The sequence below is a fragment of the Nitratireductor lacus genome (assembly GCF_056431025.1).
The window spans coordinates 78,209-93,032 of the sequence record NZ_JBWKMB010000006.1 but is presented as its reverse complement, the minus strand read 5'-3'; the positions used below and the strand labels follow the sequence as shown (position 1 = coordinate 93,032).

Genomic DNA, 14,824 nt, shown 5'->3' with positions numbered 1-14,824 from the left:
CGCTCAGGCCTTTTCCTGTGAAGCGGTTTCATTGCTGGAAGCGGCCCGCCGGTCCCTTGCGGGCGTGAAGCTGACCACGCGATCATCGACAGATGGCGTTCCCGCGGCACCGGCGGCAAAAACGATCTTGCCGGAGGGTTTTACCCACAGAAGCACAATCGTCTCTTCGGCCCGGCTTTTCAGATAGGCATCGTAGTCGAACTCATCGCTGAGCTTCGTTGCCTGAAAGGTCCAGCCCTGCCAGTGCCGTTCGCGCAGGGTGCGGAAGTCCACGCCGTCTTCGGTAAGCGGACGTCCGCCGAGGGTGAAGTTGAGCGACATGCGCTTCGACTGATCCGCCCCGCGTCCGAGCTGATAGACGTGCGAGCGTCCAAGTTCCGGTGCGAAATCGGTGCAGACGAGCGAGTTGTATGCGTCATTATCGGTGACGGCGATCAGCGTCGAAAACCGCTTCGGGTCGATGCTGTGATGCGCTTCTTCCGAGAGGATGTCGCCGTAGAACACGGGTATTTCGGAAAGACGCGCTTCCGCGATATGGTTCCAGTTCGGGTCTGCGATCATGACCGGCACATCCATATCGCGCAGCTTGCGCGCCAGATCGATGGCCCATCTCGGCCCGCCGGCAATCAGGAGGCCGGGCTTGTCAGCGCTTTTCAGGTTCAGAAGCGAAGCCAGCGGACCGAGTGTGAAACCGTGCAGCACGATCGTTGTGACAACCACGGCGAAGGTGAAGGCCACCATACGGTTTGCATCGGCGATCCCTGCATCTGCCAGGGCGCCGCCAAACAGGCCCGACACGGCGACGGCCACGACACCACGCGGCGCGATCCAGCTTGAAAGCGTGCGCTCAGCAAGGGTTGCGCCGGATCCGGCCGTGGCGGTCATGATCGCCAGCGGGCGCACGATAAAGAGAACCGATCCGACAAAAAGCACCGCGCGCCAGTCGAGACTACGGAAGTCGTCGACGGTGAGCGAGGCCGTGAGCAGGATGAATATCCCGGAGACCAGGAAGACCGTGATCGTTTCCTTGAAACGCCGCATCTCGGCGAGGCTCGCAATGCGGGTGTTGGCCAGGACGATGCCCATGACCGTGACCGTCAGGAGCCCCGCCTCCTCGAGCACGAGATTGGTCAGTGCATAGGCCAGGAGCACCGTGGCAAGCAGGATCGGCGCCTTGAGGAATTCCGGCACAACACCGCGCACAAACGCCCAGCGGATGGCCCGCGCCGCCAGATAACCGCCGGCAACCGCAACGACGAAAGCTGCCGCCACCACATAGGCGAGGCTCCCGCCCTGATGCTGCCCGATCAGTACGAGGATGACCTCGAACGCAACAACGGCAAAGAGCGCTCCGATCGGATCGTTGACGATGGCCTCCCATTTGAGCAGCGAGGCCGGCCGCGCGGCGAGCTGCGCCTGACGCAGAAGCGGCGTGATGACGGTAGGGCCAGTCACCACCAGAATGGCGCCGAGCACAACGGCTGTCGGCCACGAAAGCCCGCCAATATAGTGTGCCGAAAGCGCGGTCATCACCCAGACCATCGGGCCACCGATGATGATAATGCGGCGCACCGCCGTCGAAGTCTCACTGATCTCCTTGAAATTGAGCGTGAGCCCGCCCTCGAACAGGATAATCGCGACCGCAAGCGAGACGAGCGGCCGGTAGATGGCGCCGAAATCCTCGGTCGGGTTTACGAACCCGGTGGCCGGCCCGGCGAGAACGCCGGCGAGCAGCAGAAGCACAATGGCCGGAAGACGCAGCCGCCAGGCGAGCCACTGCGCGCCCATGCCCATCACGCCGATCAGCGCGATCTTCAATCCAATGTCATGCATGGAGCAAATCCGTTTATCCGAGAGAGATTGGGGCAGCCGGGCGGCCAGTGAGCATCACAGCGACAATAACCAAACTTCCGGCTCCGGTCGCGGATCAATTGCGGATATGGGCTTCTCCGGCGCAGATCAGCAGATGATCACCGGACATTGCCCTGCGCATCTGGGGTCAGGTGGTGACGACTGTCCGGCCTATGGTGCAGATCATATGTCCGGCTGCAACCCCGTCACGACAGACTTTTGTCTGTGCCCCTGTGGAACGATGCCAAATTTTCCGTTCGCCACGGTCAGGATGCACCCAGCCGTTGCAATGTCATTTAATATGACTATAAAACTCCAATTAATTTTCAAAAGCAGGATGTGTTCATGACCACGCATGGTTCGTTCCGCGCACAGTTACGCCTCCCATTCAATCCGGAAAAGCAGTTGCTGGAGGCCCTCGCGGCAGGCGATGCAGGGGCGGTGGTGGAGGAAACCACGACGGGATGGCAGTTGCAGCATTCCCTCGGGCGCATCGCCCTAAAGCCGCAGTCTTCCAACATGGACATCCTGCTTGACGCCGAAGACCGAACGTCCCTCGCCTATCTTCAGCTCGGAATCACCCATCGCCTGCAATCCCTCGACAAAGATCTCGATCTTGACTGGCAGAGCGACAACACACCCGGCATGCTGCTTCCCTATTTTCGGGAAATGCGCGTCGTCTCCGCGGAAAACCTGACACCATTCATGAAGCGGGTCCGGCTTGCGGGGGAAAACCTTGCCCGTTTCGCACGTGGCGGCCTTCATATGCGGCTTCTGTTTCCTCCCGTCGGCACCGCCAGCCCTTCATGGCCGTGCATCGGAAAGAACGGTGAAGCGATCTGGCCCGACGACGAGAACAGGCCAGTCGCCCGCGTCTACACGATCAGGGCAATCGACGTGGACCGGGGGCATGTCGATGTCGATATGGTCCTCCATGAAGGCGATGCCTATCCGGGTGCTGGCTGGGCCGCGCAGGCGAAACCGGGCGACATTGTCGGCATGACGGGCCCCGGAGGCGGTGAGGCGCCCGAGGCGCACAGGCTGGTGCTCCTGGGCGACGAGACCGCCCTGCCGGCAATTGCCCGCATTCTGGAGGGGTTGTCCAGCCAGACGAAGGCGATCGTTCGCGTGGAGATTGCCAATCAGTCCGAAACCCAGCCCCTGGCGACACGCGCGGAACTCGATCTCGAATGGCTGGTGCGCGATGACCGGGCAGCCGGCAGCACGACGCTTCTGGAAGAAGCGGCAAAGGCGTTGCCCATCAAAGGAGACGACCCTGACCTCTTTGTCTGGGCCGGATGCGAGTTCTCCGCCTTCAAGGCCATACGCGGCCATCTGCGCAAATCGCTACGGCTGCCGAATGCGCAGCATCTGGTTGTGTCCTACTGGCGGCGTGGTGTGGCTGGTGTGCATTGAGCCGCAACCGAAAGCAGAGGGAAACCGTCTGGTGGAACGGTTTTAAGTTGACTCGTATTATCAGGTAAAAATATATAGCACCGCTATTTAAAATCGCGGATGAGATCAGATATGCGCAGGTCCAGTTCCTCTTTACCCACCAGCCGTCTGGCGGCAGCACTGCTTTTGTCAACGGCGCCCATATTCACTGCACATGCACAGGACGGTGCGGAGAAAAGCACCACTTTGGAGCGTCTTGTGGTCGAGGGTGACAGCATGTCCGCTTCACCCGTGGGGCCAGATGACGGTTTCGTGGCAGATAACAGCGCCACAGCCACCAAGACGAACACGCCGATCGACCGCGTGCCGCAGTCGATCTCGGTCGTCACCCGCGACCAGATGGACATGCAGGGTGCCGACAGCGTCGGCGCGGCGGTGCGCTATACGCCCGGCATCCGCAGCGAGGCGTATGGTGCCGACACGCGCTATGACTGGTTCTTCATGCGCGGGTTCTCGGCCCAGGCCCGCGGTCTCTATCTGGACGGCCTGCAGCTGCGCTCGCAGGCTTTCGCCAATTTCCGCGTTGAGCCCTACGGCCTCGAGCGCCAGGAAGTGTTGCTCGGACCGAGCTCCGCACTGTTCGGGGCGGGAAGCCCGGGCGGGCTCATCAATCTGATTTCCAAGCGCCCGCAGGAAGACACGTTCTATCGCGCGTCGGTCGCGGGCGGCTGGCCAAAAAAAGGAGAGGTCGCCCTCGACCTCAACGCCGCCCTGCCCGGCCATGACGGGGTCTATGCCCGCTTCACTGCGCTCGGCCGCCTTGGCGAAACGCAGGTCGATCATGTCGACGACAACCGGCTCTATCTCGCCCCTTCCATAACCTTCAAACCGCAGGCGGGAACCGAACTCACCATCATGGGCAAGTTCCAGATGGACCGCACCGGCACGGTGACGAGCTTTCTGCCCTACGACGCGACCGTGCGCCCGGCTTCCTTCGGGCGCATTCCGACCGACTTCTTCAGCGCCGACACGAATTTCGACCGTTACGACCGCAATCAGATGATGCTCGGCTACGAGTTCGAGCACGAATTCGAGAACGGCCTGAAACTCTCGCAGGATTCGCGCTATTCCTACATTTCAACCGAATACGAAACGCTCTATGGCGTAGGCCTCGTGAGCAGCTACCTGCCGGGTTACCCCGACAATCTGCTCGCCCGCCAGGCGCTTGCCACGGATGACAGCATCGGTGCCTTCCAGACCGACAACCGCATCGAAAAAACATTCGACACGGGCCCGGTAAGTCACCAGCTTCTGGCCGGCCTGGACTATCGCTACGAGGTCTTCGACAACCGCTCCGGCTATGGCGACGATCCGAGCGGAAATTTTTACATTATCGACATTCTCAATCCCGTTTACGGGATCAACGTCCAAAGACCCGCCTACTCGACGGATTCGACCACGCGCTCGCACCGGATCGGCCTTTACGTACAGGATCAGATTGCACTGACCGACCGCCTCGATGTGACGGCGGGCCTGCGGCACGACTGGGTATCGAGCCGGTTTGACAACCATCTGACGGGATCGCGCACCGATCGCGACGACACGGCGCTCACCGGCCGCATCGGTGCAAGCTATGAGGTGCTGCCGGGTCTGCGCCCCTATGCGAGCTATGCGACCTCGTTCGACCCGCTGTCCGGCACCGACATCAACGGCAATCCGTTCGACCCGGAAACGGCTGAGCAATATGAGGTCGGCGTTAAATATCAGGATCCGCTCGACCGGTTCCGCCTCACTGCCGCCTGGTTCGACCTGACGCGCGAAAACGTTCTGACCAACGACCCGGCCAATCCGAACTTCAAGGTGCAGACCGGCGAGGTGCGATCGCGCGGCATCGAACTGCAGGCGCAGGCAAACCTCGCCGAACGCTGGGACATCGTGGCCTCCTACACGAATTACGATCTGGAGATCACCCGTTCCAACAATGGCGATCAGGGCATGGTGCCGATCGGTGTCCCGCAGCAGATGGCCTCGCTGTGGGTCAACCATCGTTTCGGCGGGCAACTTGAGGGCCTGCGCGTCGGTGCGGGCGTGCGCTATGTGGGCAAATCCTACGCCAACGCCGCCAACACGCTGACCGTGCCTGACCATGTGGTTGCGGATGCGAGCATCGGCTACCGGTTCGACAGGACCGAGCTGTCGCTCAATGTGAGCAACCTCTTCGACAAGCACTATGTCGCCGCCTGCGCCGGCCAGAACGCCTGTTACTACGGCGACCGGCGCAATGTGAAAGCCAAACTGACCTTTGAATGGTGACCGGCGCGCCGGCGCGCGCTTTTCACCCAAACGCTGATGGAATGCCGATGAATGCACACAGTCTGACGGGATTTGAGGTTGAAAATCTGGAATTCCGGCCAAACGGCCGGGCCATTCTCAGCGGTCTCAACGCTTCTTTCAATTGCGGGCGCATCTACGGCATCATCGGCCCCAACGGCGCGGGCAAGAGCACGCTGATGAAACTCCTTGCCCGCCACCTTCGGCCGACCTCAGGCAAGGTCCGCTTTGCCGGAGACGATGCGAATGGCTGGAACGGCCGCGCCTTTGCGCGCGAAGTTGCCTATCTGCCGCAGAGCCTGCCGACGGCCGAACACCAGACCGTGCGCGAACTCGTCGCGCTCGGTCGCTATCCCTGGCACGGTCCCTTTCGCAAGCTCTCATCCGAAGACCGGAACGCGGTCGATACCGCACTCGATGAAACCGGCAGCCGCGAGCACGAGAACCGGCTGGTGGGTACACTTTCGGGCGGTGAGCGCCAGCGCGCGTGGATCGCAATGGTGCTGGCGCAGGCGCGCCACTTCCTGCTGCTCGACGAACCAACCTCCGCGCTCGATCTGGCGCATCAGGCACGCATTCTCGCCCTTCTGCGCGACATCGTTGACAGGCGCGGCATTGGCGTCGCGCTGATCGTGCATGATCTGAACATCGCCGCCCAGTTCTGCGACCGCATCCTGGCTCTGCGCGATGGCAGGCTGATCGCCAGCGACGCGCCCTCGCAGATCATGACACCGAAGGTTCTGACGGATCTCTACGATATCCCCATGGAGGTGTTCGCGCATCCGGCCGATGGCCGGCCAGTGGGATATATCGCGTCATGAGGCGTATCGTTCTCGCGCTGGCCCTGGCGCTTTCCGCGACAATGGGTGCCGCAGCCGGAGAAACCGGCAAACCACGCCTCATCGCGCTCGACTGGGGTCTTGCCACCACGCTGCTCGGCATTGGGGTCAATGTCAGCGGTGTGCCGGAGAAACCGGCCTTCCTCGACTGGGTTCAGGACCCGGCGCCCGCCCCTTCCTCTCCCGATCTCGGACTGCGCCTTGCACCCGACATGGAACGGCTCGAAGAGGCAGACCCCGATTTCATTCTCATATCGCCTCAGTTCGCCAGTATCGAAAAGCGCCTCGAAAGCATCGCTCCGGTGCGCTCTTTTGCAATCTTCACGCCGGAAAAGACGCCGCTGGCCAATGCACGCAGCGTTACACGCGCGCTTGGCGATCTCGCAGAAAATCCCGAAGGGGCCGAGGCCCTTATCGCCGACACCGACAGGGCAATTGCCACCCTGCGGGAGAAAGCCGAGGCGCAACGCAAAACCTGCGGGTTTCTCGTCGTCAACTTCGTTCGCGGCGGGACCGTTCGCGTCTTCGGTGAAGGGAGCCTTTACGGCGGGGTTCTGGAAGAAGCCGGCCTCTCCAATGGCTGGACCGGAGCGACAAATTTCTGGGGGTTTGCCACCGTTCCGGTCTCCGAGCTCCTCCACCACCCGGACGATGAACTCATCATCGTTTCACCCGTTCCCGTCGAGGTTCGCCAGATGCTCGCGGCAGAGGACGACCTCCTTTCAAAGGGACTTTTTGGAAAGATTCCCGCGCTCCGCAAGGGCCGATACACGATGATGCGGCCGGTATGGTCGTTTGGCGGGCTGACCGAAGCGCGCACCTTCGCGCGGGAACTTTCCGCAACAGACCTGCCGGACTGCAGCAATGACAATTCGTAAGAGCCGCCCCCTTCCCCTTTTGCTGGCGCTGGCAAGCCTTGTGCTGCTTGGCCTCTTCATCGCCGGGAACACGACCGCAATCCGCGGTGAAGAATCGCTCACCGCGCTCATTTTCGGGCAGACGGAGAACCCCTCGGTTTCCATCGAATACTGGTATGCCTATCTGCCCCGGCTTTCCGTGGCCCTGCTCGCCGGTGCGGGGCTTGGCATCGCCGGTGCGGTGTTCCAGCAGATTCTCCAGAATCCGCTCGCCTCTCCGGCCACGCTCGGTGTGTCATCGGGTGCGCAGCTTGCACTGGCCTTGGCCCTTCTGGTCGCCCCCGAACTGCACGCCGACCACCCTTTCCTTGTCGCGCTGGCCGGCTCCTTTCTGGCCTGGGGGCTCGTCAGCCTTCTCGTGGGCCGGCGCATGGACGATCCCGTCAGCCTCGTCCTGACAGGCATGGTCGTGAGTTTCACGGCCGGGGCCGTGACCACCTGCCTTTTGCTGCTCAAGAACCAGTATCTCACCAGCCTCTTTCTCTGGGGCTCGGGCGATCTGACCCAGTATGACTGGCAGGGCGTGCATTTTCTCCTGCCAAGGCTGGTGCTGGGCGCTGCCGCCCTCCTTCTTCTCAGCCGCCCTCTCGCGCTGATGGGGCTCGGGCGGGAGAGCGCGCGTTCTTCCGGGCTTTCCACCGGCCTGTTCAGCTTTCTCGCTCTCGGGATTGCGATCTCTCTCGCATCGGCGGTGACGGCGACGGTCGGCCTGATCGCCTTTGTCGGTCTCGCAAGCCCGCATCTGGCAACGATGCTGGGCATGCGCAGGATCGGCCCGCGTCTGCTCACGGCAGGCTTCGTCGGTGCACTGCTTCTCGGCCTTGTTGATCAGGGCATGCAGTTCGGCCTGAGCGGCCTTGGCCGCTTTCTGCCCGCGGGCGCCCTGACCGGGATTCTCGGAGCGCCGCTGCTGCTCTACCTCCTGAAGCGCCTGCCGCCGGCCAGCGCATCCTCGGCCGGGGAAGTCCTGCCCGTTTCCGCCGGCCTTTCGGGTCGCGCCGAACGCTACTTCCTTGTCCTTCTCACGACGATCCTCGCGCTGGCGATCCTGATTGCGCTCGGCCTGCCCTCGATAAGCTTCGAAACCATCATGGACTGGCGTGCCGCGCGCGTGTTCGCGGCAGCCCTTTCCGGCGCTGCGCTCGGCCTTGCCGGCTGTCTGGTCCAGCGCCTGCTTTCGAACCCGATGGCAAGCCCGGAGATCATCGGTGTTTCCACCGGTGCCGTCATGGGCGTGATCGTGGTCATGATCGCGCTCCCTGCCGCCACGGCCGCCATGCAGATGACCGGCGCCCTTTTCGGAGCGCTGGCAATCCTCCTCACAATCCTCGCCTATGCACGCAGGCACGATCTCGAACCGCGCCGGCTCATTCTCGCCGGTATTGCCATCACCGCCTTTGCCGACGCACTTGTGCTGACGTTTCTGGCAACGGGCGACCCGCGCGGCAATTCTGTGCTGGCCTTCATGTCGGGGTCGACCTATCGCGTCGGCATGGGTGATCTGGCCCTGCCCGCCATCATGGCGATGGCAGGCGCCGGCATCGCGCTTTCAACGCTGCGCTGGCTTGATATTCTGACGCTTGGTGGCGCTGCGGGCCGTTCGCTCGGTCTGCCGCTGGGTCCTGCGCGTTTTTTCATCATCCTCGCAACGGCACTCCTGACAGCATCCGCCTGCCTGTTTCTGGGCCCGATCAGCTTCGTCGGACTGACGGCGCCGCACATTGCCCGCCTTTGCGGATTGCGCCGAACAAGGGTGCAACTGCCCGGAGCCGCCCTGACAGGCGCCATTCTGGTCGTCATGGCCGACTGGACCGGCCGCCAGATCTTCAAACCGTATGAGCTCCCGGCGGGCCTGCTATCGGTTCTCCTGGGAGCACTGATCCTTGGCATAATTCTGTGGCAACACGGAAAACGCGCGCAACCACACACCCGCGCCCAATCGGCTGCCTGAACGATCCTTGAAGAGATTTCCACCGACGGCAAGATCGCGTAGAGATTGACCTTTACGGATAAGGATGCGAGCCCGTTGGATCAACGTGACGTCAAATCGCTCGAAAAGCAGACCGCACTTGCACTCGAGCGTCTCGCCATAAAACTGGGGCAGTACCGTCCGGCCGAGGCGCGCGCCCACCGGCTGAGCAATCAGCAGGTCATCATCATGGCCGTGATTTTCGACAGGCCGGGATGCAATGTAAAAGCGATCACCGAAGAGACCGGCATGTTTCAATCGACGATCAGCCGCAGTCTGGAAGGGCTGATCGCGAGTGGACATGTCCGGCGCGGACGCTCAAATCTCGATTCCCGCATGACGGAGCTTCACCTGAGCGAGACAGGAAGCGACATACTGAAGGCGGTGCGCGGCGAATGGCGCAGCCGCGTTTCCGCGCTCCTATCGGGCCTCCAGCCCGCCGACAGACGCGCCGCGGCAGCGGGCATTGAACTGCTCTCGAAGGAGCTGGACCTTCAGTAAGGAGCCCGCCAAACCTCGGGTCGCCGGTTTCATGCCTCGCCCGCAGCAATCACGTCCAGCGCCCTGCGCTGCCGGTGCATCTCCAGAAAGACGCGATAATCCCGGTCGAGACGCTCCCGCGCGGCGGGGTCCGGTTTCCGTGCCCTGCCTTTCCGGGCCATGGCCACGCAGGCATCCCCCAGACTGTCGTAAAGCCCGGCAGCCGTGGCCGCCGCCATCCCGGTTCCCAGAAGCATCGCGTCTTCGGCTCCCGGCTCCACCACCGTGCAGCCGGCAGCGTCCGCGTAGAGCTCCATCAGGAGCGGGTTCTTCGTGTGCCCGCCCGTGACATGAAGCGTGTCGATCGCATAGCCCCGCTCGTTGAGCGCATCGAGGATGTGGCGGATACCGAAGGCGATGGCGATGGCGGTGCGCCAGTAGAGACGGCAAAGACTGTCGAAAGAGGCATCGAGCGTCAGGCCCGATATGACGCCAACCGCGTGGGGATCGGCCAGTGGCGAGCGATTGCCGTGAAAGTCCGGCAGGACATGCAGCCGGGCGGCGAGCTCGTACCCCTCGACCGCGCGCATCTCCATGATGCGATCACAGATGCGCCTGTGGGCCTGCGCGTTGGGTTCGCCGCCGGCGGCATGCCAGCGAATGATGTGATCAAGCAGCGCGCCTGAAACGGACTGGCCGCCCTCGCCAAGCCAGCAGCCGGGCAGCGCCGCGCCGAGATATGGCCCCCAGACGCCGGGCACCGGGCGCGCCTCGCGCGAAAAGGCCATGACGCAGCTCGATGTGCCGGCAATCAGCGCCATGTGCCGGTCGATGCTTTCGAGCTCGCCTGCAAAACCGCCCAGCACGCCAAGCGCCCCGCCATGGGCGTCGATCAGCCCGGCACCGACGCGACACTCTTCCGTCAGGCCGAGGGCGTCGGCTGCCTCTGCGGTGAGCGGCCCGAGGTCGGTGCCGATGGGGCTTGCGCGCTCGGGCAATTGCCCGCGCCCGGGCATGTCCGGAATGCCGACGGTTTCAAAGAAATCGCCCTGCCAGCCCGGTTCCTCATGGGCGAGGTAGGTCCATTTGCAGGTCAGTGTGCATTGCGAGCGCGCGAGGGAACCCGATGCCTTCCATGTGAGGAAATCGGCCAGATCGAAAAAATGGCCGGCCGCGTTCCAGCATGCGGGCAGATTGCGCTTCAGCCACATCAGCTTGGGCGTCTGCATCTCCGGCGACATGACGCCGCCGATATAATCAAGTACGCGATGGCCGGTTTCCGTGCATTCATCCGCTTCTGCCAGCGCACGATGATCAAGCCAGACCACCGTATCCCAGCGGGGTTCTCCATCCGGCGACACACTCACCTGTCCGCCATCGCGGCCACGCACCACCAGGGAGCATGTGGCATCGAAACTGATACCGGCAACGCTTTGCGGCGTGACGCCCGCACGTTCCATCGCAGCGCGCACCGAGGTGCATACCGCATTCCAGATTTGTTCCGAATCCTGCTCGGCAAAATCAGCCGCCGGCTGGTTCATCCGGATCGGATGCTCCGCCCGCCCTAACAGTCTGCCTTTACGGTCAAGAACACCAGCGCGGGCACTGCCCGTGCCCACGTCCACCGCCACCACAAAATCACGCATCAATTCTCTCTGGACCTCCCCACCCGGACAAGGAGGTCCGGCAGTTGCCGCATCCTGTCAAAAAATGCCTCAGGTTCCAAGCACTCTCCGCACTGGAAACACCGCCAGGGGTAACCGGAAAAGCCGATAACAAGACCTGGCGTCATCAAAGGTCGTATTGACAGATCCGCTCCGGCAAAGAAACTTCGTAAAAGATCACCAACAGGCCCGGCAAGGGAAACGGCGTGGAGGACGCCAGCGGGGCATGGGAGGAAAACCATGGATGGACGTGGCCTGTCATATCATGCTGACAGGGTTCTGGCGGCGGTGGACTCCGATCGCGCAGCCAAGTCGGCGCTTGTCGCTTCGTGGCAGCGTTCGTGCCGGCTGCACCGGCTCGACCCGGCCGAGCGGCGGGGGCCCGAGCGCATTTCCGATGCGGAACTGACCGCCGCCCGCGCGCGGCTGGAACCGCTTCTCCGCTCCGCGCAAACCCCGCTCGACCAGCTTTTCCTTGCTGTCGGCAGTTCCGGCTGCTGTGTGGTTCTCGCCGACCGGCAGGGCATCCTCATGGAGCGGCGCGGTACGCCGGGCGATGACGAGACCTTCCGTCAGTGGGGGCTGTGGACCGGCACGGTCTGGAGCGAGCAAAGCGAAGGCACCAATGGCATCGGCACCTGCCTTGTGGAGCGCCGCACGCTCACAATCCACCGCGACCAGCACTTCCACTCCCGCAACACGCTTCTCTCCTGCACCACCGCGCCGGTCTACGATCATGAGGGCCATCTGGCGGGCGCGCTCGACGTTTCCTCCTGCCGGGCCGACCTCACAGAGGGTTTCGTCAGCCTCATCGCCACCGCAGCCGGCGACGCCGCCCGCCGCATCGAGGCGGAAGCGTTTCGCCTCGCCTATCCTCAGGCGCGCATCATGCTCCTGCCAGCGGCAGATCCGTCAGCCCTCATCGCGGTCGACAGCGACGATCTGGTGATCGGCGCAACCCGCACGGCCCGCGCGCTTCTGGGCCTCCCAGCTGGCCCGCTTGCCAATCCGCTACCCGCATGCGACGTGCTGGGCGGCCCGCAAGTCACGTCGCCCGGCCTTGCCGGGGCCGAGCGCAGCGCCCTCCAGCGCGCGCTTGTCAGCGCCGGCGGCAATGTTTCCGAGGCCGCCCGCCAGCTCGGCATTTCCCGCGCCACGATGCACCGCAAGATGGCCAGGCTCGGCGTCGGCCGCACCCATTGAGGCTTTCCGGGACGTTTTTTACGCCCAACCTGTCGCAGTTCTGAGACAGGTGACGCATGCCCCCGCTCTTCCCCCTCTGCCGCACCGGAAAACCCGCGCCTAACCTTCCCTTCATGCCGCATGACGCGGTCTGAATTCGGGAGGATTTCATGAACAAGGTTGAATTCGCGCGTAGTGCCAAAGTGCCTTTCGCCAAACGCTACGACAATTTCATCGGCGGCGCATGGGTGGCGCCGAAATCCGGGCGCTATTTCGAAAACACCTCGCCGGTCACCGGCCAGCCCTTGGGCGAAATCGCCCGCTCCGACGCAGCCGACGTGGAGCTGGCGCTCGACGCCGCCCACAAGGCCAAGGACGCCTGGGGCCGCACCAGCCCGGCCGAACGCGCCCTGATGCTCAACCGCATCGCCGACCGGATGGAAGAAAACCTCGAGCTTCTGGCGCGCGCGGAAACCTGGGACAATGGCAAGCCGATCCGCGAAACCACCGCAGCCGACCTGCCCCTTGCCATCGATCATTTCCGCTACTTTGCCGGCGTCCTTCGCAGCCAGGAAGGCTCCATCTCGCAGATCGATGACGACACGGTCGCCTATCATTTCCACGAGCCGCTGGGCGTGGTCGGCCAGATCATCCCGTGGAACTTCCCGCTGCTCATGGCCTGCTGGAAGCTTGCGCCCGCGCTTGCCGCCGGCAACTGCGTGGTGCTGAAGCCCGCCGAGCAGACCCCGGCCTCGATCATGCTGTGGGCCGATCTCATCGGCGACATCCTGCCGGAAGGCGTTCTGAACATCCTCAACGGTTTCGGCCTTGAAGCCGGCAAACCGCTCGCATCCTCCAACCGCATCGCCAAGATCGCCTTCACCGGCGAAACGACGACCGGCCGGCTCATCATGCAGTATGCCAGCCAGAACCTGATCCCGGTCACGCTGGAGCTGGGCGGCAAGTCGCCCAACATCTTCTTCAAGGATGTCACCGCCGAGGACGACGACTTCTTCGACAAAGCCATTGAAGGCTTCGTGATGTTCGCGCTCAACCAGGGCGAGGTCTGCACCTGCCCGAGCCGCGCCCTCATTCACGAGGCGATCTATGACGAATTCATGGAGCGCGCGCTCAAGCGCGTGGAGCAGATCGTGCAGGGCGACCCGCTCGACCCTGCCACCATGATCGGTGCGCAGGCCTCCTCCGAGCAGCTTGAGAAGATCCTGAGCTATATCGACATCGGCAGGCAGGAAGGCGCGGAAGTGCTGACCGGCGGCGAGCAGGCGCATCTGCCGGGCGATCTGGCCGGTGGCTACTACGTCAAGCCGACGGTCTTCAAGGGCCACAACAGGATGCGCGTCTTTCAGGAAGAGATTTTCGGCCCCGTCGTCTCGGTCACGACCTTCAAGGACGACGCCGAAGCCATGGCAATCGCCAATGACACGCTCTATGGCCTCGGTGCCGGCATCTGGAGCCGCGACGCCAACCGGCTTTATCGCTTCGGCCGGGGCATTCAGGCAGGCCGCGTGTGGACCAATTGCTACCACGCCTATCCGGCCCATGCGGCCTTCGGCGGCTACAAGCAGTCCGGCATCGGCCGCGAAACGCACAAGATGATGCTCGACCACTACCAGCAGACCAAGAACATGCTGGTGAGCTACAGCCCCAAGAAGCTGGGCTTCTTCTGAGTTCAGGCAATACGACGGTGTCTGACCGGTTCCCCGCAGATCAGGCATTGCGAGATGCTTCTTCCCGTTTCGGGAAGAAGCTGCCCCGGCAGGCGGGAGGCTTTAGCCGCCAGCTTTCGGCCCCCCGCCTGCCATTCTCCGAGAGGGTTTGCGCATGTCCATAAACGACAAGGTTTCAGCAACGCCCGAAGCACGCGAGCTTCTTGCCGAGATCATCGCCGATCACGGCCCCGTCCTCTTTCACCAGTCGGGCGGCTGCTGCGACGGCTCTTCGCCCATGTGCTACCCGCGCGGCGATTTCATCGTCGGCGATCAGGACGTGCTTCTTGGCCATATCGGCGACACGCCGGTGTTCATCAGCGCATCGCAGTTCGAGGCGTGGAAACACACCGACCTGATCATCGACGTGGTGCCCGGGCGCGGCGGCATGTTTTCGCTCGACAACGGGCGCGAAAAACGCTTTCTCACCCGCTCGCGCGTCTGCGCCGCACCCGTCCGCGAATAGGCG

11 protein-coding genes are annotated in these 14,824 nt (G+C 63.2%); 9 read left to right on the top strand and 2 right to left on the bottom strand.

Features of this window, described 5'->3' with window-relative positions; genetic code table 11:
* Positions 1–3: 3 nt before the first annotated feature.
* On the bottom strand, positions 4–1,833 hold the full coding sequence (locus AC07E3_RS06845; RefSeq protein ID WP_478360807.1) for a cation:proton antiporter: 1,830 nt from the start codon (positions 1,831–1,833) through the stop codon (positions 4–6).
* Positions 1,834–2,196: 363 nt separating this feature from the next.
* Here AC07E3_RS06845 and AC07E3_RS06840 point away from each other — a divergent pair, with 363 nt between their 5' ends.
* From AC07E3_RS06840 to AC07E3_RS06815, 6 genes are all read left to right on the top strand, one after another.
* The gene (locus tag AC07E3_RS06840) at positions 2,197–3,267 is read left to right on the top strand and encodes a siderophore-interacting protein (RefSeq protein WP_478360805.1); all 1,071 of its coding nucleotides are present in this window, start codon (positions 2,197–2,199) and stop codon (positions 3,265–3,267) included.
* Between the two features lie 111 nt (positions 3,268–3,378).
* On the top strand, positions 3,379–5,559 hold the full coding sequence (locus tag AC07E3_RS06835; protein ID WP_478360803.1) for a TonB-dependent siderophore receptor: 2,181 nt from the start codon (positions 3,379–3,381) through the stop codon (positions 5,557–5,559).
* 47 nt (positions 5,560–5,606) lie between these two features.
* Positions 5,607–6,398 (top strand): ABC transporter ATP-binding protein, encoded by a 792-nt coding sequence (locus tag AC07E3_RS06830; RefSeq protein WP_478360801.1) that lies wholly within the window; start codon positions 5,607–5,609, stop codon positions 6,396–6,398.
* Positions 6,395–7,294 (top strand): ABC transporter substrate-binding protein, encoded by a 900-nt coding sequence (locus tag AC07E3_RS06825; RefSeq protein ID WP_478360799.1) that lies wholly within the window; start codon positions 6,395–6,397, stop codon positions 7,292–7,294. Before AC07E3_RS06830 ends, AC07E3_RS06825 begins: the two co-directional genes overlap by 4 nt.
* The gene (gene fhuB, locus AC07E3_RS06820) at positions 7,281–9,284 is read left to right on the top strand and encodes a Fe(3+)-hydroxamate ABC transporter permease FhuB (protein WP_478360797.1); all 2,004 of its coding nucleotides are present in this window, start codon (positions 7,281–7,283) and stop codon (positions 9,282–9,284) included. Before AC07E3_RS06825 ends, fhuB begins: the two co-directional genes overlap by 14 nt.
* A 75-nt stretch (positions 9,285–9,359) precedes the next feature.
* Positions 9,360–9,803, top strand: a complete 444-nt coding sequence (locus AC07E3_RS06815; RefSeq protein ID WP_336067293.1) for a MarR family winged helix-turn-helix transcriptional regulator — start codon at positions 9,360–9,362, stop codon at positions 9,801–9,803.
* 29 nt (positions 9,804–9,832) lie between these two features.
* Here the strand turns inward: AC07E3_RS06815 and AC07E3_RS06810 are convergent, their stop codons facing one another.
* Positions 9,833–11,428: an FGGY-family carbohydrate kinase gene (locus tag AC07E3_RS06810; protein WP_478360795.1), complete on the bottom strand. Its 1,596-nt coding sequence runs from the start codon at positions 11,426–11,428 to the stop codon at positions 9,833–9,835.
* 258 nt (positions 11,429–11,686) lie between these two features.
* Here AC07E3_RS06810 and AC07E3_RS06805 point away from each other — a divergent pair, with 258 nt between their 5' ends.
* The 3 genes from AC07E3_RS06805 to AC07E3_RS06795 all read left to right on the top strand — a co-directional run bounded on the left by AC07E3_RS06805 (position 11,687) and on the right by AC07E3_RS06795 (position 14,821).
* Positions 11,687–12,649, top strand: a complete 963-nt coding sequence (locus AC07E3_RS06805; RefSeq protein ID WP_336067299.1) for a GAF domain-containing protein — start codon at positions 11,687–11,689, stop codon at positions 12,647–12,649.
* Positions 12,650–12,798: 149 nt separating this feature from the next.
* Complete coding sequence (gene adh, locus AC07E3_RS06800) at positions 12,799–14,316, top strand: aldehyde dehydrogenase (RefSeq protein ID WP_478360793.1); 1,518 nt, start codon at positions 12,799–12,801, stop codon at positions 14,314–14,316.
* A 154-nt stretch (positions 14,317–14,470) separates the two neighbouring features.
* Complete coding sequence (locus AC07E3_RS06795) at positions 14,471–14,821, top strand: DUF779 domain-containing protein (RefSeq protein WP_336067303.1); 351 nt, start codon at positions 14,471–14,473, stop codon at positions 14,819–14,821.
* The last annotated feature ends 3 nt before the right edge of the window (positions 14,822–14,824 follow it).